The sequence below is a fragment of the Bradyrhizobium stylosanthis genome (assembly GCF_001641335.1).
Classification (GTDB): Bacteria; Pseudomonadota; Alphaproteobacteria; order Rhizobiales; family Xanthobacteraceae; genus Bradyrhizobium; species Bradyrhizobium stylosanthis.
The window spans coordinates 520,499-542,236 of sequence record NZ_LVEM01000003.1 but is presented as its reverse complement, the minus strand read 5'-3'; the positions used below and the strand labels follow the sequence as shown (position 1 = coordinate 542,236).

At 65.1% G+C, this 21,738-nt stretch carries 23 protein-coding genes; 17 read left to right on the top strand and 6 right to left on the bottom strand.

Annotation, left to right across the window (positions count from 1 at the left end; translation table 11 throughout):
* Positions 1-104 precede the first annotated feature (104 nt).
* The 10 genes from A7X65_RS22295 (at position 105) to A7X65_RS22250 (ending at position 9,274) form a co-directional block, all read left to right on the top strand.
* Positions 105-812, top strand: coding sequence for a biotin/lipoate--protein ligase family protein (locus A7X65_RS22295; protein ID WP_430643465.1), 708 nt, complete (start codon positions 105-107; stop codon positions 810-812).
* Positions 809-1,348, top strand: coding sequence for a DUF6505 family protein (locus tag A7X65_RS22290; RefSeq protein WP_063688785.1), 540 nt, complete (start codon positions 809-811; stop codon positions 1,346-1,348). Before A7X65_RS22295 ends, A7X65_RS22290 begins: the two co-directional genes overlap by 4 nt.
* Positions 1,345-2,352, top strand: a complete 1,008-nt coding sequence (locus tag A7X65_RS22285; protein ID WP_063688782.1) for a DUF6352 family protein — start codon at positions 1,345-1,347, stop codon at positions 2,350-2,352. Before A7X65_RS22290 ends, A7X65_RS22285 begins: the two co-directional genes overlap by 4 nt.
* The gene (locus A7X65_RS22280; RefSeq protein WP_063688780.1) at positions 2,349-2,864 is read left to right on the top strand and encodes a DUF3305 domain-containing protein; all 516 of its coding nucleotides are present in this window, start codon (positions 2,349-2,351) and stop codon (positions 2,862-2,864) included. The genes A7X65_RS22285 and A7X65_RS22280 overlap by 4 nt, the downstream gene beginning before the upstream one ends.
* Positions 2,861-3,523 carry a DUF3306 domain-containing protein gene (locus A7X65_RS22275; RefSeq protein WP_063688777.1) on the top strand — a complete coding sequence of 221 codons (663 nt, stop codon included), beginning with the start codon at positions 2,861-2,863 and terminating at the stop codon, positions 3,521-3,523. Before A7X65_RS22280 ends, A7X65_RS22275 begins: the two co-directional genes overlap by 4 nt.
* Before the next feature lie 128 nt (positions 3,524-3,651).
* Positions 3,652-4,431, top strand: a complete 780-nt coding sequence (locus A7X65_RS22270) for a Cro/CI family transcriptional regulator (protein WP_156527948.1) — start codon at positions 3,652-3,654, stop codon at positions 4,429-4,431.
* 29 nt (positions 4,432-4,460) lie between these two features.
* A complete protein-coding gene (locus A7X65_RS22265) occupies positions 4,461-4,679 on the top strand; it encodes a twin-arginine translocation signal domain-containing protein (protein WP_063688772.1) in 219 nt (72 codons plus the stop codon).
* Between the two features lie 2 nt (positions 4,680-4,681).
* Positions 4,682-7,624, top strand: a complete 2,943-nt coding sequence (locus tag A7X65_RS22260) for a formate dehydrogenase subunit alpha (RefSeq protein WP_063688769.1) — start codon at positions 4,682-4,684, stop codon at positions 7,622-7,624.
* A gap of 12 nt (positions 7,625-7,636) precedes the next feature.
* On the top strand, positions 7,637-8,233 hold the full coding sequence (gene fdh3B, locus A7X65_RS22255) for a formate dehydrogenase FDH3 subunit beta (RefSeq protein ID WP_063688766.1): 597 nt from the start codon (positions 7,637-7,639) through the stop codon (positions 8,231-8,233).
* Positions 8,234-8,275: 42 nt separating this feature from the next.
* A complete protein-coding gene (locus A7X65_RS22250) occupies positions 8,276-9,274 on the top strand; it encodes a formate dehydrogenase subunit gamma (protein ID WP_063688763.1) in 999 nt (332 codons plus the stop codon).
* 16 nt (positions 9,275-9,290) lie between these two features.
* On the opposite strand, the gene A7X65_RS43590 is transcribed toward A7X65_RS22250, so the two are convergent.
* The 4 genes from A7X65_RS43590 to A7X65_RS22235 form a co-directional block, all read right to left on the bottom strand.
* Complete coding sequence (locus A7X65_RS43590; RefSeq protein ID WP_283806167.1) at positions 9,291-9,413, bottom strand: hypothetical protein; 123 nt, start codon at positions 9,411-9,413, stop codon at positions 9,291-9,293.
* 147 nt (positions 9,414-9,560) lie between these two features.
* Positions 9,561-9,950, bottom strand: a complete 390-nt coding sequence (locus tag A7X65_RS22245; RefSeq protein WP_245323766.1) for a hypothetical protein — start codon at positions 9,948-9,950, stop codon at positions 9,561-9,563.
* Positions 9,922-10,425, bottom strand: coding sequence for a flavin reductase family protein (locus tag A7X65_RS22240; RefSeq protein WP_245323763.1), 504 nt, complete (start codon positions 10,423-10,425; stop codon positions 9,922-9,924). Before A7X65_RS22240 ends, A7X65_RS22245 begins: the two co-directional genes overlap by 29 nt.
* Before the next feature lie 46 nt (positions 10,426-10,471).
* The gene (locus A7X65_RS22235; RefSeq protein ID WP_063688757.1) at positions 10,472-11,554 is read right to left on the bottom strand and encodes an LLM class flavin-dependent oxidoreductase; all 1,083 of its coding nucleotides are present in this window, start codon (positions 11,552-11,554) and stop codon (positions 10,472-10,474) included.
* Between the two features lie 162 nt (positions 11,555-11,716).
* Here A7X65_RS22235 and A7X65_RS22230 point away from each other — a divergent pair, with 162 nt between their 5' ends.
* Positions 11,717-12,634: a LysR family transcriptional regulator gene (locus tag A7X65_RS22230; protein WP_063688754.1), complete on the top strand. Its 918-nt coding sequence runs from the start codon at positions 11,717-11,719 to the stop codon at positions 12,632-12,634.
* A 12-nt stretch (positions 12,635-12,646) separates the two neighbouring features.
* Here A7X65_RS22230 and A7X65_RS22225 read toward each other — a convergent pair whose 3' ends face one another.
* Positions 12,647-13,531: an SMP-30/gluconolactonase/LRE family protein gene (locus A7X65_RS22225; protein WP_063688751.1), complete on the bottom strand. Its 885-nt coding sequence runs from the start codon at positions 13,529-13,531 to the stop codon at positions 12,647-12,649.
* 98 nt (positions 13,532-13,629) lie between these two features.
* Between A7X65_RS22225 and A7X65_RS22220 the strand changes: the two genes are divergently transcribed.
* On the top strand, positions 13,630-14,304 hold the full coding sequence (locus tag A7X65_RS22220) for a TetR/AcrR family transcriptional regulator (RefSeq protein ID WP_156527947.1): 675 nt from the start codon (positions 13,630-13,632) through the stop codon (positions 14,302-14,304).
* Between the two features lie 27 nt (positions 14,305-14,331).
* On the opposite strand, the gene A7X65_RS22215 is transcribed toward A7X65_RS22220, so the two are convergent.
* Entirely contained in the window at positions 14,332-15,309 is a 978-nt protein-coding gene (locus A7X65_RS22215; protein ID WP_063688746.1) for a tripartite tricarboxylate transporter substrate binding protein, read from the bottom strand.
* 189 nt (positions 15,310-15,498) lie between these two features.
* Between A7X65_RS22215 and A7X65_RS22210 the strand changes: the two genes are divergently transcribed.
* From A7X65_RS22210 to A7X65_RS22190, 5 genes are all read left to right on the top strand, one after another.
* Complete coding sequence (locus A7X65_RS22210; RefSeq protein WP_063688743.1) at positions 15,499-16,269, top strand: enoyl-CoA hydratase/isomerase family protein; 771 nt, start codon at positions 15,499-15,501, stop codon at positions 16,267-16,269.
* A 1-nt stretch (position 16,270) separates the two neighbouring features.
* Positions 16,271-18,400 (top strand): acetate--CoA ligase family protein, encoded by a 2,130-nt coding sequence (locus A7X65_RS22205; protein ID WP_063688740.1) that lies wholly within the window; start codon positions 16,271-16,273, stop codon positions 18,398-18,400.
* Between the two features lie 62 nt (positions 18,401-18,462).
* Positions 18,463-19,680, top strand: a complete 1,218-nt coding sequence (locus A7X65_RS22200) for an ABC transporter substrate-binding protein (RefSeq protein ID WP_063688737.1) — start codon at positions 18,463-18,465, stop codon at positions 19,678-19,680.
* A gap of 52 nt (positions 19,681-19,732) precedes the next feature.
* Complete coding sequence (locus A7X65_RS22195; protein WP_063688734.1) at positions 19,733-20,944, top strand: acyl-CoA dehydrogenase; 1,212 nt, start codon at positions 19,733-19,735, stop codon at positions 20,942-20,944.
* Positions 20,944-21,699 carry an SDR family NAD(P)-dependent oxidoreductase gene (locus A7X65_RS22190; protein ID WP_063688731.1) on the top strand — a complete coding sequence of 252 codons (756 nt, stop codon included), beginning with the start codon at positions 20,944-20,946 and terminating at the stop codon, positions 21,697-21,699. Before A7X65_RS22195 ends, A7X65_RS22190 begins: the two co-directional genes overlap by 1 nt.
* The last annotated feature ends 39 nt before the right edge of the window (positions 21,700-21,738 follow it).

Genomic DNA, 21,738 nt, shown 5'->3' with positions numbered 1-21,738 from the left:
CCTTGGCCTCGTATAGATATTCCCTATCGGGAAGAAAAGGAAAGTGGAGGACGGCCTTGCCGTCGACCCCGACCATCCAAGTTTCCCCGGCGGAGCAGATCCATCTGCCGCCGCCATTCGCGCTCGTCCGGTTGCGCGAGAGCGGCGATGCCTTTGCCCACGCTTGCCGCATTGCACCCAATTGCGGCGCCGGCACGCTGGTCTATGTCGGACGGTTCGATCTAGCCGAATTCGCCGTGGTGCTGGAGCCGGGCGAACCCTTGCGCACCGCGCGGCGCGCCTTCTACGCCGGCATGGTCGCGCTCACCGACGCGCTTCGCGCCTACGCGCCGCCGAACAAGACGGTCGCGATCGACTGGCCCGATGCGATCAGGATTGACGGCGGGCTGGTCGGCGGCGGGCGCATGGGCTGGCCGTCGTCTGTGCGCGAGGACGAGCCGCCGGCCTGGCTCGTGTTTGGCGCCATGATCCGGACCGTCGCCATGACCGACCCCGGGCCCGGCGCTCATCCGCTGGCGTCTGCGCTGGACGAGGAGGGGTTTGGCGAAGCCGGGGCCGTGCAGATGACGGAAAGCTTTGCTCGACACCTGATGCGGGCGTTCGACAGCTGGCAGGTCGATGGTTTTGACGGCGTCGCGCGCGACTATTTGAGCCGCGTCGTCCGCGAGCGGAGAACGATCCTGCGGATTGACGATTGCGGCGATCTCCTCGCACGTCACATCACCACTGAGCGGACCGAGCGGCGTGAGCTGGCCAAGGCGCTCGCCACGCCCTCCTGGCTCGATCCGAAGCTCGGAGGGCCACGGCTGTGAAACTCTTGCGCACGATCGCGCTCGATCCTTCCGACACCTTCGTGTTCGACCCGGCGGCGGTATCGGGCGAATGGGCGGTCTCCGGCGCCTTCCGCTTCTGCGATCAGGATCCGGCGACTCTGAGCGGCAAGCAGCGTGTGGCCTTCCGCAGCGGCTTCCTCGGCGTGCAATCCTGGGGATGGTCGACGTTGGTGCAGATCGTCCCGGCGACGCAGGACGATTGCCGGGGGGTGATCGAATTGCTTGCCGGGCGGCTCGTCGACCGCTTCGGCGCGCCGGACATGGCAACTGCGAGGGCTGCGGCGGAGGAGGAAGTCGCCTTCGCACAATCGCTCTGCACCTATCCGATCAGCTCGCTCATTGCCGTCCATCGCTCGGCAAGCAACGGCGAGGTCCGCGAGGCTTTTCGCAGGCTGCAACTGCGCGAAGGGCAGGGGCACGGCAAGGCATTCTCGTTCATGGAGGTGGAGGACGATGCCGGGCCGGACAGCGATTTCCACCTTGCCGATCTGGGCCAGGAGCCCCGACACCGATGAAGGATTTCTGGATCGCGTGCGGCCACCATCTGCTCGATCGCGACGAGAGCGGCGGGCTCTGCGTCACGGACGAATTCCTGAAGGCTTATTTTGCCCGTCCCGAGCTGATGCCGCCGGACGATGCATGCCCGGTCGAAAGAAGGCTGCACCGCGAATTGCTCGCTGGTCCGCGCCAGCCGGTAGGCGATGACGAGATCGGTGCCATTGCCGATCAGGACGCACGCGAAAACTGGCGGTTCGTGCTCGCTTTTCGCGATCTCCTGCTTCGGCATCGGACGCTCGAGGCTGCTTATCTTGCGGCCGTCCGATCGCGGACTAACGATCTACCGCCGCTGTTCGTCAATCAGCTCGTGCACGTGATCCTGCGCAACGCGCTTGATGGCTGCGATGATCCGTTCGTACCGCGTGCCGCCGAACTGTTCTTCCGCCAGCAGCGCGTCTTGCCGCACGAGCAGGCCCTGCTGCTCGGCGATGAAGAGGTGGTCGGTGGGCAGAGCCCGACCCCGGTGCTCTCGCTGATGTCGATGCTGGGGGCTGCAACCGACGTCCAGCTTGACGTTCTGAACGAGGAGAATGCCGACGAGTATTGGCGCCGCAGCGACCATTTCGACATGGCGTTCGACCTCACCTCGGGTGGCCGAGGCGCGCATGCGCTGGCGCAGGCGATGGCGCGCTGGATTTCCCATCTGCTAGCGGTCGACGTCGCCATCGAGCCGTTGCGCGAGCTGCAGGATGCGCAGGTCAGCTGGTATGTCGGGCTGGATACGGACGCTACGGGTCTTGGCGACCGTCTCTGGCATGGCGAGCAGCTCGACGAACGCAGCGCCGGACGCGTGCTCGCATTGTTTCGCCTGACGTTTGCGGACACCGGCGCGGCCACAGAGGATATGCGGGGCGAGCCGGTCTATCTCATCCTGGCGATGACGCCGGACCAGAAACTCCGGATGAAGCCTCAGAACCTGCTCACGGGGCTGCCGATCAAACGCCGGGAGACGGTGTCGTGAGCCCCGCCGCACTGCCACTCCTGCGCATTCCCGTCGGCATCGTGGTCGAGCGGCGCAAGGCCGACTCGCCATGGGCCGACTTCGTCTGGCGCGCTGTCGCCGTGTTGCCGGATGAGCCGGTGACAAAGCCCTGGACGGTACTCCGCGAGGAGGACGGCAAAACCCTGTTCTATGCCAGCAGCGCCACGGTCGATCTTTATTCGTCCGAGACGGCGCGCTATCGCGACAATCTCGCGTCGGGCAGTCCGAGCATCTGGATCGTGTTGTCGCCCGCGGAAGGCGCTTGGCCCTATTCGGTGGCGGCCGCCACCGCCGATCCTGCGGAGGGCGAGGCGTCCACAGAGGCCGGCGCCAATCTCGTCGAGGCGGTGCCGATGCCGGCGGTGCTGCGCGAGACGATTGAAAGTTTCATAGCCGAGCACCACGTCGAACGTGAGTTCTTCAAGCGCAAGCGGCAACAGGCCGACCCGGAGGTGCTGGCGCGCCGCCAGAATGAGGGCGGACACGAATGAGCGAGGACAGGCCGGGTGAGGACAAGTTTCTGGTGCGCTGGTCCCGCCGCAAGCAGGAGGCAAAGGCGAACACCATGCCGCCGGCCGCGCCAATGCACGCCGACGTGCAATCTGCACCGGAGCCTCTCGTCAAGGACGCCGAGCCGGAAGTCGATCTGTCGAGCCTGCCTTCGATCGAGTCGATCACGTCAGTCACAGACGTCAAAGCCTTTCTGCGCAAAGGAATTCCGCAGGAGCTGACGCGTGCGGCGCTTCGTCGCGCCTGGAGCGCCGATCCGGCCATTCGCGACTTCGTCGGGCTGGCGGAGAACGCCTGGGACTTCAACGATCCCTCTGCGATGCCCGGTTTCGGTCCGCTGGATTATTCGGAAGGAGAGCTGGCGGCGCTGGTTGACCGGATCCTCGGTGGCCTGCGCGGGTCAGCCGAGCCGCTGCCCGAGACACCGGCTGATGTCACGGATTCTTCGCGGGAATTGCCTCGAGCCGAGATGGCGAGTGTTGAAGTCGCCGCCGCCGGCGAATCCACGTCGACGGAACTCGCCCGCGTTTCTGTTGCGACGCAACCGACGGTGTCGGTAACCAACGAGCCTCAGGAGAGCTCCGAGAGCGAATCTGAGCCCATCCGGCGCCACACGCATGGCGGCGCGCTCCCCCGTTAGAGGCCCCGACGAAGAGCTATAGCCTCAGGCTATGGGGAGGCGATTGACCCCCCGCAGGGCCGGGATTACGCTTCGCCCAGCGCTTTGTAACAAAAGCAGAATCAAGCACCTGGGACTTGGAGGTCCACGTGCGTGATGATGGCCTCGACCGCGCCATTGACGCCGCTGGCGGCGTTGCCCGGCTTGCGCGCAAAATTGGCGTCAGCCAGCCTTCCGTTTCGAGCTGGAGCAAGGTTCCCGCGCAACGGGTGATCGCGGTCGAAGCCGCGACCGGCGTATCGCGGAACCAATTGCGGCCCGATCTTTACAGCGAGTCGCCTATGTCCGAAGGGCAGATTGATCCCGTCGACGCGGCGCGTGCGCAGGAATATCTGCTACTCGCTTCGCTTCTGTCCGCGGCACCGTCGAAAAGGCTGCTCGATCAACTGGCCGCATTGATCGGCGATGGGACGCCGCTTGGGCGCGCGCATGCTGCGCTGGCCGAAGCCGCCGCCGGCGCGGTCGCGGCGAAGGTCGAGCGCGAATATTTCGATCTGTTCGTCGGTCTCGGGCGCGGCGAGCTTCTGCCCTATGCCTCCTATTATCTGACAGGGTTCCTCAACGAGCGTCCGCTCTCGCGCCTGCGCTCCGACCTCGCAGCCCTCGGGATCGAGCGCGTCGCCGGCAATTTCGAGCCGGAAGATCACGCGGCCATCCTGTGCGAGATCATGGCTGGCTTTGCGGGAGGCCGTTTCGCAGCGTCGTCTGACGCGCAACGCACCTTCTTCGAGAAACAGGTCGCGCCCTGGATGGGGCGGCTGTTCGCCGACATCGAGAGCGCAGAGAGCGCCACCTTTTATCGTGCGGTCGGCGCGCTTGGTCGCGCCTTTATCGAGATCGAGACGAAAGCATTCACATTCGCCAACTGACCCGCACGCGCGGATCCAGGAGAGATGCGATGAGTGAAGACGGGAAAACCACAGTCGGGCGACGTGACTTCCTGCGCAAGGTCGGCATCGGTACGGTTGGTGCCGGCGCGACGCTCGCGACACCGCTGGTCGGGCCAGCCCTGGCCGACAGCGAAACCAACGATGAGAAGCGTAAGGCGCGCTACAAGGAGACCGATCACGTCAAGGCCTTTTATCGCGTCAATCGCTATCCGGCTAAGGGAGGCTGACCGTGCTGATCAAGCGAACACACCAGCATTCCCAGCGCCACGGCTCCGTCGCGGAGTCCCTTGCAGGTCAGGCCGGCGGCCTCGACCGCCGCAGTTTTCTGCGCAAATCCGGTCTTGCCGGTGGCGCGCTCGCAGCACTCGGCGCCCTGCCGGTCGCCGGCGTGCGCAAGGCGGAAGCTGCGATGGCGGGTCCGCTCACCTCGGGTGCGACCGTCCGCAAGAGCATCTGCACGCACTGCTCGGTCGGGTGCACGGTGACGGCCGAGGTCTTGAACGGGGTATGGATCGGTCAGGAACCGAGCTGGGATTCACCGATCAATCGTGGCTCGCATTGCGCCAAGGGCGCCTCCGTTCGAGAGCTCGTGCACAGTGAGCGGCGGCTGCGCTATCCGATGAAACTGGTGGGCGGGCAGTGGACCCGTGTCTCCTGGGATACCGCGATCAACGAGATCGGAGACAAGCTTCAAACCGTACGTGAGAAGTCAGGCCCCGATTCCGTCTACTGGCTTGGCTCGGCCAAGATGACCAACGAGGGTGCCTACCTGTTCCGCAAGCTCGGCGCGTTCTGGGGCACGAACAACACGGATCATCAGGCCCGCATCTGCCATTCGACCACCGTCACCGGCGTCGCCAATACCTGGGGCTACGGCGCGATGACCAACAGCTACAATGATATCCGCAATTCGAAGACGCAGATGATCCTGGGCGGCAATCCGGCGGAGGCGCATCCGGTCTCGCTGCAGCACCTGCTCGAAGGAAAGGAGCTACAAAAGGCCAACTTTATCGTGATCGATCCACGCCTGACGCGCACCGCCGCGCACGCGACCGAATATGTGCGGATGCGGCCGGGCACCGACATCCCCATACTCTACGGCATGATGTGGCACATCCTCCAGAACGGTTGGGAGGACAAGGAGTTCATCCGGCAGCGTGTCTACGGGTTCGACGATCTCCGCAAGGAAGTGGAAAAGTGGAATCCGGAAGAAGTCGAGCGTGTCACCGGCATTCCCGGCGAGCAGCTCAAGCGCGTCGCCAAGATGTTCGCCACCGAGAAGCCGGCGACGCTGATCTGGGCGATGGGGCAGACCCAGAAGACCGTCGGCACCGCCAATGTACGCGCCAGCTGCATCCTGCTGCTGATGACCGGCAATGTCGGCGGAGAGGGCAAGGGAGCCAACATCTTCCGCGGCCACGACAACGTGCAGGGCGCGACCGACGTCGGGCTCGATATCGTCACGCTGCCGTTCTACTACGGCCTCGCCGAGGGCGCCTGGAAGCACTGGTCGCGGGTTTGGGAGGTCGATTATGACTTCCTGAAGTCGCGCTTCGATTCCAAGCAGATCATGGAAACTCCCGGCATCCCGCTGACCCGCTGGTTCGAAGCGGTGACGCTGCCGAAGGATCAGGTCGCGCAGAAGGACAATGTGAAGGCGGTGTTCGTGCAGGGGCACGCCTCCAACAGCATCACCCGTATCCCCGAATCCCTCAATGGCTTGAAGGCGCTCGATCTGCTCGTCATCGCCGATCCGCATCCGACGACCTGGGCCTCGCTCGCAGTCGAGACGGGGCGCAAGGATGGCGTCTACATTCTGCCGGTCGCCACGCAGTTCGAGTGCAAGGGGTCGCGCGTCGCCTCCAACCGATCGCTGCAATGGGGCGAGCAGATCGTGAAGCCGATCTTCGAGTCGAAGGATGATCTCGAAATCATCTATCGATTGGCGAAGAAGTTCGGCTTCGCCGAACAGATGTTCAAGAACATCAAGGTCGAGAACAATCTGCCTGAGGCGGAGGACGTCCTGCGCGAGATGAATCGCGGCAGCTGGTCGACCGGTTATTGCGGGCAATCGCCCGAGCGCCTCAAGGCGCACATGAAGAACCAGGCCAAGTTCGACATGCTGACGATGCGGGCGCCGAAGGACGATCCCGAGGTCGGCGGCGACTATTACGGCCTGCCCTGGCCGTGCTGGGGATCACCGGAGGTCAAGCACCCCGGCACGCCGCTGCTCTACAACACCAATCTGCACGTCATGGATGGAGGAGGCACGTTCCGGCCGCGTTTCGGTGTCGAGCGCGAGGAGAAGCTGCCGGATGGCACGACGCGCAAGGTGAGCCTGCTTGCGGACGGCTCGTACTCGCTGGGGTCGGGTATCCAGGACGGCTATCCGGAATTCACGCTCGCCAGCCTGAAGAAGCTCGGCTGGGACACCGAGCTCACCGAAGCGGAGATGGCCGTGATCAACAAGGTCAACCCGGCAACGCCGGACGCGGTGTCGTGGTCGCTCGACCTCTCGGGCGGCATCCAGCGCGTCGCGCTGGCGCATGGTTGCGTGCCTTACGGCAACGGCAAGGCACGCATGAATGCCTTCGGCTTGCCCGATCCGATTCCCGTTCACCGCGAACCGATCTACACGCCGCGCGTCGATCTCGTTGCCAAGTATCCGACGCTGCCCGACGCCAAGCAGTTTCGGATGCCGAATATCGGCTTCTCCGTGCAGAAAGCTGCGGTGGAGAAGGGAATTGCAAAACAGTTCCCGCTCATCCTGTCATCGGGCCGTCTGGTCGAATATGAGGGCGGCGGCGAGGAGACGCGGACCAACCCCTGGCTCGCCGAATTGCAGCAGGACATGTTCATCGAGATCAATCCGGCCGATGCAGCCGAGCGCGGCGTCAAGGATGGCGGCTGGGTCTGGGTCACGGGCGCAGAGAACAATTCCAGGGCGAGGATGAAGGCGCTCGTCACCGAGCGGGTCGGCAAGGGCGTTGCCTGGATGCCCTTCCACTTCGGAGGCTGGCTCGGCGGCAAGGATCTTCGCAGCAATTACCCGAAGGGCACTGATCCGATCGTGCTCGGCGAAAGCGCGAACACGATCACCACCTACGGCTACGACCCTGCGACGAACATGCAGGAGACCAAGGTGACCCTCTGCCAGATCGCGGCGGCATAAGGAGCAACGACGATGGCACGTATGAAATTTCTCTGCGACGCCGACCGTTGCATCGAGTGCAACGCCTGCGTCACGGCCTGCAAGAACGAGCACGAAGTGCCCTGGGGCATCAACCGGCGCCGGGTCGTCACCATCAACGACGGCAAGCCGGGCGAACGTTCGGTCTCGATGGCCTGCATGCACTGCACGGATGCGCCCTGTGCAGCGGTGTGCCCGGTGAACTGTTTCTATACCACCGCCGACGGCGTTGTTCTGCACTCCAAGGATCTCTGCATCGGCTGTGGCTACTGCTTCTATGCTTGTCCGTTCGGCGCGCCGCAATATCCGAAGGTCGGCAATTTCGGCTCGCGCGGCAAGATGGACAAATGCACTTATTGCGCCGGCGGCCCAGAGGCCGACGGCAGCAAGGAGGAATACGAGAAGTACGGTGCGAACAGGCTTGCCGAAGGCAAGCTGCCTCTTTGCGCCGAGATGTGCTCGACCAAGTCGCTGCTCGCCGGTGACGGCGAGATTATTGCCCAGATCTACAAGGAGCGCGTGTTGAAGCGCGGCTACGGCTCGGGCGCGTGGGGTTGGAAGACAGCCTATCGCGAGACGATCGAGTCCTGAAGCTCGCCCGCGGCCGCGCGGGCAAATCCCGAGGAGGAGCTCATGCCGTCATTGGGAAGGTTCATTCGAATAGCCGTCGGCGCGTGTGCGATGCTTCTGTTGATCTTGGCGGCGCCGGCACCGGTATCGGCCCAGCAGATCAACCCGACGGCAAGCTCGGTCAACGAGCGGCAATTGCTCCAGGAGATGGACCGGATCCAGGGACGCGTCAGCATTCCCGATCAGCGCTCCAGCGTGCTCATACAGCCAGCTGGGCGCGAGTGGCGTGAGTTCCGCAACGTCGCGCTGCGCTGGGTCGGCGGCATTGCGATCCTCGGAATGCTGGCGGTCCTCGTGATCTTCTATCTGACGCGCGGCATGATCCGCCTCGAAAGCGGGCGATCCGGCCGCACCATCATACGCTTCAACTTCTTTGAGCGTTTCGTGCACTGGATGACCGCAACCTGTTTCGTCATCCTTGCGATCTCCGGCCTCAACATCACGTTTGGCCGTCCGCTGCTGCTGCCGCTGATCGGCCTTGAAGCCTTCTCGGAATGGTCCGAATGGGCGAAATTCGCCCACAACTATTTGAGCTTTCCCTTCACGATTGGCGTGGTCCTGATCTTTCTGATGTGGATCGGCGGCAACATTCCCAACAAGGTGGATGTGGAGTGGATCAAACGGGGAGGCGGCCTGTTCGGTCATGATCATCCGCCGGCGCGTCGCTTCAACGCCGGCCAGAAGGGGATCTACTGGATCGTCGTGATCGGCGGAGGCCTCGTCGCCGCGACCGGGTATCAGCTCATGTTCCCGTTCTATCTGACGGGAATCGAGGGCATGCAGATTGCCCAGATCGTTCACTCCGTCGTGGCCGTGCTGTTTGTCGCCGCGATGCTCGCTCACATCTACATCGGCACGATCGGAATGGAGGGGGCATTCGAGGCGATGGGATCAGGTGAGGTGGATGTCAATTGGGCGCGCGAACACCACAGCCTGTGGCTCGACGAGCAGGTGAACGACTCTCAGGCGCGGCCTCGCCATGCTGCATCCGCGGCTGAATGAGCTGGCGGAGCAGTGTCTACAGACGCACGCCCGTCGTCGCAAAGGCTTCCGCGACGGGTTGCTGCACGCTGTCGAGCACAGCAAATCCAATCGCCGCCGTTACGATCGCGGCAACGCAGGCAAGGATGAAAGCCCTCATCGCGATCCTCCAAAAAACAGGCTGACTGACGAAATTACTATATAGGAATAGGATCTCCGATTGCGAACAAACGTCGCGTTCGGCCGAGTGGCCGACTGAAGCGTACGGCAGCGCGATCAGGCCGTCGCCGGCGTACTGGTCCGTCCGTCAAGGCGTTCGTTCGATGTGGGCCCGGATCGCAGCTTGCTCGGCATCGATCCAGCCGTGCTCGCGCGCCTTGGCCACCATCTCCGCGTACTGCCGATCCCAGTCCGCATCGTCGGGGCGACCTGCGAGCGTGGGGACCAGGTCGATCGACACCAGCGCATTACGCTCGTCCAGCAACGTGATTCCCTTCCACTGCATCGCCGGCGATGTTGTCGGGTGAAGAACCAGCTTGAATTTGCGGAAGTCGGACGGTTCCGACAGCCGGACCTCGCCGCCGTCGAAACATTCGATGATCACGATATCGGTCCTTCCCAGAGTCCGGCCTGTTGCGATGGAGCGCGTCGTGCCGATCGCAAGGCGATCATACCTGCGGCAGGGCGCGTAGAGCACCCCTATAATTGACCAGCGGATCGCCGTTGCCGCCGCGCGTCGCCACGATCCTGCCGATGAAGAGACCGTGCGTGCCGACGACCTGGTGATGATGCAGCATGCATTCCAGCGCGCCGATCGCGGGCTCCAGCAGCGGCACGTCGAGGACGCCTTGCTGCCATGCCGCCGTCGCGAAGCGCTCGACGCCCTTGACGCTGCCGGCGAACCGCAGCGCCAGGTCCTCCTGCCCCCTGCCGAGCAGGCTGACCCCGAAACGGCCGTTGGCGAGGATGGCGGCATGCGTCTCGGAGCTTGAATTGACTCCGACGAGAAGGCAGGGCGGGTCCATGCACAGCGAGGTGACGGAGCTGACCGTCAGGCCTCGCCGCGTGGTTTCCGTCCCCGTCGCCACGATGGCGACGCCGCTCGCGAGGTTGCGCATGGCCAGCCGGAATTCGGCGGCTTCGACCGAGCGGACATCGGTCATTTGAGACATCTGGCATCCCATGACGTGCCTCCGAACCCTGCCTCGCCGGGTGCGCCTACGCCGACACCGCTTCGCCCGCGACCTTGCCGCGGCCGGATTTCAGCTCCTTGCGGATCGCCGGAATGATCCTGCTGCCCCACAATTCGATCTGGCGCAGCATCGTGCGCTGGTCGAAATCGCCGAGCTGGGTCTGCAGCGCGATGTGGGTCGGCTTGAGAATGCTGATCTCTTCCAGCATGCGGTCGATCACCTGGTTGACGCTGCCGACGGGCAGGTTGCTGCGCATCGTCTCCAGGCTCATGTCGTTCGGGCCGGCCTCTTCCTTGATGAGATAGCCGTCGTCGCTCTGGGCGCGGCGGAACTTCAGGCTTTCGGAGAGCCGGCGCTGGAAGCGCGCATTGTCGAGATAGGACTGGATCTCGCTGTCATTGTCGCTGGCATAGGCGCAGCGCAGGAAGCCGACATGCGTGTCGTCGATGGAGCGGCCTTCCTTCGCCGCGATCCCTTCGAGACGTTCGCGCAAGGCCTTGATGGCGTCGAGGCCGTTCAGGAGCGCGGTGACGAAGAGATTGTGGTTGTCGCGGATGGCGCGGCCGAGCGTCTCGCCGTGGCCGGAGGTGACCCAGATCGGCGGCATCGGCTTCTGCACCGTGCGCACCGCGATCGCCGTCGGCGGCATCTTCAGGTGCTCGCCGTCATAGGAGAAGATGCGCTCGCGCATGCCGGCCTCGAGCACGTCGTAGAATTCGGCGAACAATGCGTGCGAGTGGTCGAGGTCGACGCCGAAACGGTCGAACTCGAATTTCTGGTAGCCCGAGCCGATGCCGAGATCGAGGCGGCCGTTCGAGACGGTGTCGGCAAAGCCGATCTCGCCGAGCAGCCGCGCCGGATTGTACAACGGCAGCACGCAGACCGCGGTGCCGAGGCGGATGCGCCTGGTCAGGCCGGCGCAATGCGCGACCATCATCAGCGGCGAGGGGCAGAGGCTGTAATTGTTGAAGTGGTGCTCGGCGTACCAGGCCGTATCGAAGCCGGCCTGCTCGGCGATCACGGTCTGCTCGACGGCGTTGTTGATGACCTGCTGCGAGCTCTGATGATAGCCGCGCTGCTGCGCCAGAATGAATACGCCGAATTCCATCGATTGCTTCCTCCGCCTCTGGGTCGCGCTTGCGATCCCGCGGTCGCTCTTGCGATCCGCCTTGGTCGCTCTTGCGACGCGTTCTCATGACGTTAGGGGCTTGAGCATTTTCGAACAATTGACGTAATCTGAGCATGTCCTTTGCAAAATCTGAAAAGATCGATGAATCGCCTCCAGGCCATGGAATTGTTCGTCAGCGCCGTCCGCGAGGGCAGCTTTTCGGCCGCCGGGCGCCGCGTCGGGCTGTCGCCGGCCTCGGTGTCGCGCTATATCGGCGAGCTCGAGGCGCAGCTCGGCGTGCAACTGCTGAACCGCAGCACGCGCCATCTCGGATTGACCGATGCGGGCAAGATCTTCTTCCAGCGCACCGAGCAGGTGCTGCACGGCATCGAGGATGCCGAAGCCGCCGCGCTTTCGCTGCAGACCGCGCCGCGCGGCACGTTGCGGGTGCATTCGCGCACGTTGTTCGGCATCAAGGTGCTCACGCCGCTGATCCCGGGCTTCCAGAAGCTCTATCCGGAGCTGAAGGTGGAGCTGCGCCTGTCGGAGCGGCGGCCCCAGCTTCGCGAAGGCGAATTCGATGTCGACTTCCAGATCCAGGCGCCCACGGACCCCGGCCTGATGCAGCGAAGGCTGCTGCGGAGCGAGCGCATTCTCGTGGCCTCGCCCGACTATGTCGGCCGGATGCCGAAACTGCGCGAGCCGGAGGACATCACCCGCCACAATTGCCTGACCTACTGGATGGGTCCCGACGATGTCGTCTGGAAGTTCATGCGCAGGAACAAGCTGCGCGAGATCGTGGTGCCGTCGTCCTTCAGCAGCAACAACGGCGTGGTGCTGTGCGATCTAGCCGTCACCGGGCACGGCATCGCCCTGCTCGACGACTATACCGTGGCGGAGGAGGTGAAGAGCAGGCGGCTCGTTCGCCTGCTGCCGGGCTTCCGCGTGACGAACTCCACCTTCGACGAGGGCATTTACGCGACGTTTCTCCAGAGCAGCTATCGGCCGGAGAAGATCAGGGTGTTCGTCGATTACATGGCGGAGAACGTGCCCAAGCAGGTCAAGCGGTCGGCGCAATAGCCGGGCGGCCGGTCAGGGCGCGCCAAACCTGTGCGCCGGCAAGCCGCGCACGCCGAGGCCCTCGACGGCGAACAGGCCACCGGCATCCGGATGATCGTCGGCGAGCGCGTGACTGCGCGAGATCGACGTCACGTAGAGCACGTCGAGATCGGGCCCGCCGAACGTCACGCTGGTGGGATGACGGACCGGCATGTCGATCGTCCGTACGATCCTTCCGTCCCGCGAAAACCGCGCGATCTTGCCGATGCGCACCAGCACGGACCAGAGGTGACCGTCCGCATCGACCGTGGCGCCGTCGCATCCGGATCCTTGCGCTTCCGTGTCGGCGAAGATTCGCTTGTTGGTCAGCGGGCCGTCCGCCCCGTAATCATAGGCCCAGATGATCCGCCTTGCGCTGTCGGCGAGGTAGAAGGTGCGTCCGTCCGGGCTGAAGCAGGGGCCGTTGCTCACGGCGAGGTCGCTCTCCAGCAATTGCAGCGCGCCTGAGACGTCCAGCCGATAAAGACCGCCGAGTGGCGTCTCGTCCGGTGCGCGGTCGCCATGCATGGTGCCTGCGAGGAAGTTGCCGTGGGGATCGGCCTTGCCGTCGTTGAGCCGCACCTTCGGGTGATCGAGCCCGATCGAGGGGCCGTGCGACAGGGTCCGCCTGTCGAAATCGTAAGTCGCAAATCCGTTGCGCAAGGCGAGGACCGCGCCGCTATCGCCTCGCAGTGCCAGCGAGCCGATCGGGGCGGGCACGCCGAACTGCTCGGCCGCGCCGGTCGCGGGATCGAGCACGTGGATCGATCCGGCCAGGGCGTCGATCCAGAACAGGCGCTGCCCGCGCTCGTCCCACACCGGGCTCTCGCCGAGCTGGTCCCTGGTTGCGCCGATGCGGCTGATGCGGACTGCGCTCATGGTTCCTTCCGCGGGATTCGCCGGGCTTGACCGATCGGTCGGTGAAAACCTAGGTTCATTCTAAAGACTCGCTGGCTGATGAATGGATTGCGGAGTTCATGACTGAACTGTCAACGATGAAGGATGGCGTTGCGAACCAGGCCGAGGCCTCGGACCGCGTGCTGCAGATCCTCGCCGAGGCCGGCAGGCTGTTTGCCAGCAAAGGCTTCGAGGGCACCTCGATGCGCGACATCGCGCTCGCCTGCGGCATATCCAAGTCGCTGCTCTATCATCACTTCTCCAACAAGGACGAGATCTACGCGCGCGTGGCGGTCGGCTCCACGCTCGAGCTCTATCTGTTCGTGCGCGACCGCATTCCCGACGGGCCGCCGTCGCAGAAGATCCGCGCCTTCATGGTCGCCACCGCGGAATATTTCCGCCGCTACCGCTGGGCCTGGATCGCCTCGACCACCGCGTTCTGGAACGATCCCGATCGAAGCAGGCACAAGGAGCGGTTGACGCGCCGCGATCGCTTCGAGAATTTTTTGCGCGGCCTGATCCAGGAAGCCATCGATGCCGGCGAAATCCGCAAGGTCGATGTGCCCATGACCGGGCGGCTGATCCTGTCCTCGCTCAACTGGATGCATCGCTGGTACAATCCCAACAAGTCCGCGACGCCCGAGCAGATCGCCGACGTCTTCTTCGACATGATCTTCAATGGCCTGCGCAGCGGCGAACTGGTCGCGCTTCCCGGGGCGGAGCCGTCCAAGGCCGGCCGGCGCAAGGCGCGCTGACCGGCAGGGGGCGCCGCGCACGGCGTCTCATTCCAGAACGATGTTTTGCGCCTTGATCACCGGCCCCCAGAGCGCGGCGTCCTTGGTCAATTGGGCGTCGAGCCGTTCCGGCGCGCCGGTATCGACCATCAGGCCGTCGGTCTCGAGTTGCTTTGCGATCTCGGGCTTCTGCATCGCAGCGTTTGCTGCCGCATTCAGGCGCGCGATAACGTCGCGCGGCGTGCCCGCGGGCGCGTGCAGCGCGGTCCAGAACGAGGCCGTGAGGTCAGGGTAGCCGGATTCGGCCAGCGTCGGGATCTCGGGAAGCGTCGCCATGCGCTTTTCCGATGAGACCGCGAGGATGCGGAGCTGGCCGCCGCGCGCGTGCTCGATCACGGCGGCAGGCGTCGCGAAATTGAGATCGCACTCTCCCGACAGCGTCTCCATGATGGAGGCCGGGTTGTTGCGATAGGCAACCTCGGTGACCGAAAATCCCATCGACTTGCCCATCATGATCCCGAACAGATGCGTGACGCTGCCGGGTCCGAGCGTTGCATAGAACAGCGGCTTGTCGCGGTTCTTGGCGTAGGCGACGAAGCTCTTGACGTCGGTGGCGGGCGTGCGCGCGTTCACGGTCAGCGACAGCGGTCCGTTGCAGAGCATGGCGACGGAGGCGAAGTCCTCGAGCTTGTAGGGCAGGTTCTTGCGCAGCAGCACGTTCAGCGAAATCGGCCCGGTACCGCCCGCCAGCAGGACCGATCCGTCCTTCGGCGCGCGGGCCACATATTGCGAGCCGACGATGCCGTTGGCGCCGGGCTTGTTGTCGACCAGCACCGGCTGATCGAGGCTTTCCGCCATGACCTTCGCGATCGAGCGCATCAGGCTGTCGATCGAGCCGCCGGGTGCATAGGGCACGATGATGAAGATCTGCGACCCGCGCGCCCTGACGATCGCGGGTGCGCCAAGCGGTGCGGCGAGAGCGCCGGCGATCAGAGCTGTCGCCTGGCGTCGGCTGATGCTGGGCATGGGAATCCTCCTCAAAGGTCGTTCTTGCTTGCCGCGGAAACTAGCGGCTGACCGATCGGTCGGTCAATAGGACTACGAGAGGATATTGCAAGCGGCCGTGGTTGGTGTTATCAGCACGAAAAGCTGACCGATCGGTCAGGCGTCGCGATGCGACCGCAAGCAAGACGAACAGAAACCAGGAGGAAGCCCATGTCAGGAGATATCGTCACCCTCGAAGTGTCCGACAACATCGCGCTGGTGACGCTGAACCGGCCTCCGGTGAACGCGCTCGATCGCGCCATGCGCGACCGCATCGTGGCGGTGTTCGACGAGATTTCCGAGCGCCAGGACGTCAGGGTCGCGATCCTGACCGGCGCCGGAAAGGTGTTCTGCAGCGGCGCTGACCTGAAGGACCGTCCGGACCCGACCAAGGTCGGCGCGTTTCACAGCCATAACCGCATCACGCGCGAGACCGGCAACTGCATCCGCGAATGTTCGAAGCCGGTGATTGCCGCGATCAACGGCGTCGCGCTCGGAGCAGGCGTCGGCCTGATGGCCTCCTGCGACATCTTCTACGCCTGCGAGGACGCCGTGTTCGGCATGCCCGAGATCAATGTCGGGCTGGCCGGCGGCGCTGCGATGCTCAACACGTTGTTCGGCCGCTCCCTGATGCGCCGGATGTTCTTCACCGGCTATCGCGTGCCGGCCGCCGAGCTCTACCGTCTCGGCATCATCGAGGCCTGCACCACCAAGGAGAACCTGATTCCCGAGGCGATGAAGCTCGCGCGCGAGATCGCCTCGAAGAGCCCGATCGCGATGGAATACGCCAAGAACGCGGCGAACATGGTCGAGCTCATGCCGCCGCGCGATGCCTACCGCTTCGAGCAGAACATCACGATGGCGTTGTCCAAGACCGAAGACGCCAAGGAAGCGCGCATGGCGTTCTTGGAGAAGCGCGCACCGGTGTTCAAGGGGCGCTGAGATGCGGCCGGGAGAAGGGCTCGATGCGCTGATGTCGCCGCGTTCGATCGCGGTCATCGGCACCTCGCAGGAAGCGACCAAGATCGGCGGCCGGCCGGTCGATCTGCTGCGCCGGCACGGCTATGCGGGCCGGATCTATCCGGTCAATCCGAAGGCTGCGACGGTGCAGGGGCTCGAGGCCTATGCGTCCGTCACCGAGCTGCCGGAAGCGCCGGACCTCGCCATCATCGCGGTCGATGCGGAGCGCGCAGGCGAGGCCGTGGAGCAGTGCGCTGCTCGCGGCGTTCGCAGTGTCGTCGTGTTCTCGTCGGGCTTTGCCGAGCTCGGCGAGCAGGGCCGCGCGATGCAGGACCGGCTGCGCGTTGCCGCGCAGAAGAGCGGCATGCGCCTCCTGGGGCCGAACTGTCTCGGTGCGGTCAGCATCGCCGAAAAGAGCATCGCGACCTTCTCGATCGTGCTCGAGCACGGAATGCCGGCCGCGGGCTCACTCGGCATCGTCTCGCAGAGCGGCAATCTCGGCAGCTACACCATGCGCCTCGCCAGCGAGCGCGGCGTGGGCGTCAGCCGCTTCATCACCACCGGCAACGAGTGCGACATCGATATCGCCGACGGCATTGCCTGGATGGCACGCGATCCCGCCACCAAGGTGATCCTGTGCTGCCTCGAGGCGTGCCGCGATGCCGGCCGCCTGATCGCCGCGCTGGAAGCGGCGCGCGATGCCGGCAAGCCGGTCATCGCCATGAAGATCGGCACGTCGGCGGCCGGTCAGGCCGCGGCCGCCTCCCACACCGGCGCAATGGCGGGATCGGACGCCGTGTTCGACGCGCTGTTTGCCCGTTGCGGCGCGGTGCGCGTGCGCAGCCTCGACGAGCTGATCGATCTCGGCCACGCTGCATCGATCCTGCTGCCGGACCGGTTGCCGAAGGGCCCGGGCATTGCGATCCTCACCGCATCGGGTGGCTTTGGCGTGCTGCTCGCGGACGCCGCGCAGTCGGTCGGGCTGACATTGCCGGAGCTCGGCGCGGAGACGCAGCGAAAAATCCTGGAGCTGGTGCCGTTTGCATCGGCCCGCAACCCCGTCGACGCCACCGCGCAGATGTCGAGCCGCCCCGATCTTCTGGAGAAGATCATGACCGCCGTCGTGGCGGACGAGCGGACGGACACGGTGATCCTGCCGCTGCCGTTCTCGCTGCATCTGCCGCGCCTGCGTTCCATCTACATGGACACGCTGCGCAACATGCGGGCGCAGTTTCCGCACCGTCCGATCGTGCTGTGCGTCGACGGCCCGCCCGATGCGCTGATCGAGCTGCATGCCCTGGGCTTTCCGACCGTCGCCAGCTTCGACGGCTGCTGCGCCACCGTCGCCGCGCTGGTGCGGTTGCACGCCGCGGCGCAGCGACCGCAGGACAGGCCGGTGGCAGTCGCGAAAGGGGCGCCGCTTTCGCCCGATGCCTTCCGCCACGAGCTCGGCGCCAAGCGCGCGCTGGCCGACGCAGGCGTGCCGGTGCTCGCCGAGCGTCTCGTGCAGGATGCGGATTCCGCCGCGCGTGCCGCCACCGAGATCGGTTATCCCGTGGTGCTGAAGATCGCCTCGCCCGATCTGCCGCACAAGACGGAAGTCGGCGGGGTGATCGTTGGCCTCGGCTCCGAAGCTGAGGTCCGGCGCGCCTATGCGCAGATGCGCGACCGCGTCGCCACCAACGTACCGAGCGCTGCGATCGACGGCGTGATCGTGGCGCCGATGGCCAAGGGCGTTGCCGAGCTGATCCTCGGCAGCCGCATCGATCCCGTGTTCGGACCGGTGGTGATGGTCGGTCTCGGCGGCATCTTTGCCGAGATCCTGCAGGACTCCGCCGTGCAGATGGCGCCGGTCAGCGAGACGCAGGCCATGGAGATGCTGACATCGCTCAAGGCGTTCGCCGTGCTCGACGGCGCGCGGGGGCGTCCGCGGGCCGACCTCGACGCCGCGGCCCGGGCCGTCGCCGCATTGTCGCGCTTCGCCGCCGCCAATGCCGGCGCGGTTGCCGAGATCGACGTCAACCCGCTGCTGCTTCGCGCCAAAGGCGAGGGCGCCGTGGCGCTCGATGCGCTGCTGATCCCGCATGGCGCGCGGCCGAGCCAGAGCCACTGAACCCAACGACAAGAGGCCGCACAAGCGGCCCCAGAGGAAACGCAAGGAAGCAGGAGGATAGGATGAGGAGATCGGTGATCGCGGCGCTCGGCATGATGGCCTTGCTGCTGACGAATGCGCCCCTGGCGGCACAGGGCATCACGGGCGACGTGGTCAAAATCGGCATCATGAACGACCAGAACGGTCCCTATGCCGACAATTGCGGCCTCGGGTCGGTCGCGGCCGCCAAGCTCGCGATTGCCGATTTCGGCGGCATGGTTGCCGGCAAGAAGATCGAGCTCGTCATCGCCGATGACCAGAACAAGCCCGACGTCGGCGTCGCCATTGCCATGCGCTGGCTCGACAATGAGGGCGTCGATGCCATCGTCGGCTGCTCGGCCTCCTCGATCGCGCTGGCCGTGCAGGAGATCACGAAGAACCGCAGAAAGCCCTACATGCTGGCGGGCACGGCGGGCTCGTTCTTCACCAATGACAAATGCTCGCCGATGACCACGCAATGGGTGGTCGACACCTACGCGCAGCCCAAGGCCACGGTGAAGGCGCTGCTCGCGCAGGGCGTCAACAGCTGGTTCTTCCTGACCGTCGACTACGCCTTCGGCAAGGCCTGGCAGTCGGACGCGACCAAGTTTATCGAAGCGGGCGGCGGCAAGGTGGTCGGTTCGGTGCTGCATCCGCTGAACGCGTCGGATCTGTCCTCGTTCCTGCTGACGGCGCAGGCCAGCGGCGCCAAGGCGATTGCGCTCGCCAATTCGGGCTCAGACTTCGCAAATTCGATCAAGCAGGCGCAGGAATTCGGCCTGACCAAGTCGCAACTGCTCGTTCCGCTCGGCCTCATGATCAGCCAGACCCACGGGATCGGTCTGAAGGACCTCCAGAACGTGCGGCTGACGACGCCCTTTTACTGGGACATGACGCCGGAGAGCCGGGCCTTTGCCAAGCGCTTTGCCGACGCCACCAACGGCCAGCTCCTCAACGAAGGCAAGTCGGCCACCTACAGCGCCATCTCGCACTACCTGAAGGCGGTCGCTGCTGCCGGTTCCGACGATGGCGATGCGGTGATGAGGCAGATGAAGAACACGCCGGTCAACGATTTCGAGATGAACAACGTCAGCATCCGGGCCGACGGCCAGGTGATGCGTCCGCTCTATGTCGCACGGATCAAGACCGCGGCGGAATCCAAATACACCTACGACTATTACGAGATCACCGGCACGATCGCGCCCGAGGATGCGTGGCGGCCGGCCTCGGAGAGCGCCTGCGACCTCCTGAAGTCGCAGTGACGAACAGGCGGCGCGGCATGACGGCAAGTTTGGCGAAAGCGGGAAGCAGGCGATGAGTGTACTTCAGGCGGTATCGGCGCAATCCATCGCGGGCGAGAACTTCGTGGGCGAGGCCTATCGGGATGCGATGCATCGCTGGCTAAATGCCAACCTGCCGGGCAGCTTCCGCAGCGACAGCGCCGCGTTCGCATCGCCGACACTGCAGCAGTCGGTTGCCTGGGAGGCGGCGATGTACCGCGCCGGCCTGACCGGCATCACCTGGCCGCAGGCCTATGGCGGGCACGGCCGTTCCCTGCGCGAGCATCTCATCGCCAATCAGGAGATCGGCCGGCTCGCGATGCCGGAGAGCGTCAACTCGATCGGCAAGGAGCTTGCCGGACCCATCATTCTCGCGGTCGGCACCGAGGAGCAGAAGCGGCGCTTCCTGCCGGCGATCCTCGAGATGCGCAACATCTGGTGCCAGGGCTTTTCCGAGCCCGAGGCCGGCTCGGACCTTGCGGGCCTGCGCACCCGCGCGACGCGCGACGGGGACGGCTGGCGTATCACCGGCCAGAAGATCTGGACCAGCGGCGCCTATCGCGCACACCGCTGCCTGGTGCTCGCCCGCACCGGAGCGCTGGAGGACCGCCATCGCGGCCTCGCCATGTTCGCGGTGCCGCTCGATGCCAAGGGCGTGCGCGTGCGCACCATCAAGTCGATCGACGGTCGCGAGAGTTTTTGCGAGGTGTTCTTCGACGAGGTCGAGGTCGCGCAAGCTGACGCGATTGGCGCGCCCGACGAGGGCTGGGCCGCGGCCATCCGCGTGCTGGAGATCGAGCGCGCGACCAACCGCATGTACCGCGCCTGGCGCTTCGAGAACGAGCTGCGCCACCTGATTTCGGCCTGCAAGGCCGATGCGGCGCTGTCGGCGATGGTGGCGGACCGGCATTACGCGGTCAGGCTCGGCGAGGTCGCCGTCGAGATCGAGGTGCTGAAGGCGCATGTCGAGACCGCCGTCGAGGCGCTCGCCAGAGGTGACAAGATCGGTGCGCGCGGCAGTCTCGCCAAGCTGTACTGGAGCGAGTCGCATCAGCGCTTTGCCGCGCTCGCCATCGAATTGCTGTCGCAGGCCTCGCTGCCGCAGATCCAGGCGATCAAGGTGGCGCGGCAGCGCTTCGAGGCCATTTACCTGCAGGCGCGTGCCGAGACGATCTATGCCGGGACAACCGAGATCCAGCTCGGCATCATCGCCGACCGGATCCTCCAGCTCTCGCGAGGCAAATAATGGTCGCGGGCCTGCTGCACGATCGTCTCGTCGTGGTGACCGGCGCGGGCCAGGGGATCGGCCGTGCCATCGCGCTCGGCGTCGCCGCTGCCGGCGCGAAGGTCGTCGTGACCGATCTGCAGCAGGAACGGGCCGATGCCGCGGCGCGCGAGATCAGGGATGGCGGCAGGGAGGCGGCAGCCTATTGCCTCGATGTGACGGATGCGCAGGCCTGTCGCGACGTGGCGAGGCGCGTGGACGAGGAGATCGGCCCCGCCGACGTCGTCGTCAACAATGCCGGCATCATCATCCGCGAGCCGATCGACAGCCCGCGCGCCCACGAGAACTGGCGCCAGGTGTTCGACGTCAACGTCAACGGCACCTTCAACGTCGTTCACGCCTTCATCCCCGCGCTGCGCAAGTCGCGGGGGTCCATCATCAATGTGGCATCCGTCGCGGCCTTCGGCGGCATGAATGGTGCGCTCGGCTATTCGCCGTCCAAGGGCGCGGTGAGGCTGTTCACGCAGGCGCTGGCCCGCGATCTCGCGCCCGACGGCATCCGCGTCAACGCGGTTGCGCCCGGCATCATCGCGACCGAGATGAGCGAGAGCACGCGCGACAATCCGGCAAGACTCTCCGGCCTGATGGCGCGCACGCCGATGAAGCGTGTCGGGCAGCCCGAGGAGATCGCGGGGCCGGTGGTTTTTCTGGCGTCGGCGATGGCCTCCTACGTCAATGGCGTCATCCTGCCGGTCGACGGCGGTTATCTCGCTTAGTGAACGATCGCAGGCGCCAGGTTTTTAGAGAGGACGATG

Excerpts from the sequence above, each read along its gene's own strand:
- A7X65_RS43590 (WP_283806167.1), bottom strand. The coding sequence starts at position 9,413 with ATGAGGGCTTTCATCCTTGCCTGCGTTGCCGCGATCGTAACGGCGGCG.
- A7X65_RS22265 (WP_063688772.1), top strand. The coding sequence starts at position 4,461 with ATGAGTGAAGACGGGAAAACCACAGTCGGGCGACGTGACTTCCTGCGC.
- A7X65_RS22225 (WP_063688751.1), bottom strand. The coding sequence starts at position 13,531 with ATGAGCGCAGTCCGCATCAGCCGCATCGGCGCAACCAGGGACCAGCTC.
- A7X65_RS22250 (WP_063688763.1), top strand. The coding sequence starts at position 8,276 with ATGCCGTCATTGGGAAGGTTCATTCGAATAGCCGTCGGCGCGTGTGCG.
- A7X65_RS22275 (WP_063688777.1), top strand. The coding sequence starts at position 2,861 with ATGAGCGAGGACAGGCCGGGTGAGGACAAGTTTCTGGTGCGCTGGTCC.
- A7X65_RS22195 (WP_063688734.1), top strand. The coding sequence starts at position 19,733 with ATGAGTGTACTTCAGGCGGTATCGGCGCAATCCATCGCGGGCGAGAAC.
- A7X65_RS22210 (WP_063688743.1), top strand. The coding sequence starts at position 15,499 with ATGTCAGGAGATATCGTCACCCTCGAAGTGTCCGACAACATCGCGCTG.
- A7X65_RS22190 (WP_063688731.1), top strand. The coding sequence starts at position 20,944 with ATGGTCGCGGGCCTGCTGCACGATCGTCTCGTCGTGGTGACCGGCGCG.
- A7X65_RS22200 (WP_063688737.1), top strand. The coding sequence starts at position 18,463 with ATGAGGAGATCGGTGATCGCGGCGCTCGGCATGATGGCCTTGCTGCTG.
- A7X65_RS22220 (WP_156527947.1), top strand. The coding sequence starts at position 13,630 with ATGACTGAACTGTCAACGATGAAGGATGGCGTTGCGAACCAGGCCGAG.
- A7X65_RS22285 (WP_063688782.1), top strand. The coding sequence starts at position 1,345 with ATGAAGGATTTCTGGATCGCGTGCGGCCACCATCTGCTCGATCGCGAC.
- A7X65_RS22240 (WP_245323763.1), bottom strand. The coding sequence starts at position 10,425 with ATGTCTCAAATGACCGATGTCCGCTCGGTCGAAGCCGCCGAATTCCGG.
- A7X65_RS22205 (WP_063688740.1), top strand. The coding sequence starts at position 16,271 with ATGCGGCCGGGAGAAGGGCTCGATGCGCTGATGTCGCCGCGTTCGATC.
- A7X65_RS22215 (WP_063688746.1), bottom strand. The coding sequence starts at position 15,309 with ATGCCCAGCATCAGCCGACGCCAGGCGACAGCTCTGATCGCCGGCGCT.
- fdh3B (WP_063688766.1), top strand. The coding sequence starts at position 7,637 with ATGGCACGTATGAAATTTCTCTGCGACGCCGACCGTTGCATCGAGTGC.
- A7X65_RS22235 (WP_063688757.1), bottom strand. The coding sequence starts at position 11,554 with ATGGAATTCGGCGTATTCATTCTGGCGCAGCAGCGCGGCTATCATCAG.
- A7X65_RS22230 (WP_063688754.1), top strand. The coding sequence starts at position 11,717 with ATGAATCGCCTCCAGGCCATGGAATTGTTCGTCAGCGCCGTCCGCGAG.